We start from the raw sequence: 586 nt of genomic DNA on the forward strand, positions 1-586 counted from the left end.
TACAATCTCCCTAATTGTTTATGCCATACCGTCGAATGCGCTCCCTGACGAGAAACCCACACCAGTGTGGTTTGCTGCGCTGGTACGTCAAATTGATAGACTTGATCGCCTAAATTTAGCTGCTGTGTACCCGGCTTCACAATTTGTGAGGCCGTCTTCACTTGCGCTGGCAGCGTTTGCCAGCTTCGAGTATCTGGTTGTTCTGTTAACGTATTCCAAACGTTGAAAAGAATATTGCCGACGTCATCGCCTTTTTTCGCTGCTTCTTTTCTGATTCGGTCTTTCGCCCAAACGCGAATGGCTTGGCGAATCACTATTGTCGTTAAGCGTTCATTCAAATCATTCTGAGCCATGGCATTAACGTCAGCCAACGTACTAGAAGGCAGTTTTGTTCCATTCAAAGCCACATCACTAAAGCGTGGTGCCCCACGTTTCGGATAATAAGGTAGTGCCAATGAGTAGATTGCGCCATTGCCGCGACTGTCAAAAATAGGTAAATCAATACGCCAACCTTGCAAAGCCTCAACCACACCTTGCTCGTCAATCACAATGACGCGTCCTTGCGACTTATTTAACCCTGTCGGTG

At 47.1% G+C, this 586-nt stretch carries 1 pseudogene; it reads right to left on the reverse strand.

Features of this window, described 5'->3' with window-relative positions:
* Positions 1-586, reverse strand: a pseudogene (locus R7Q11_RS27930) (hypothetical protein); the annotation flags it as partial.

It is taken from the genome of Vibrio sp. 970, assembly GCF_033339075.1.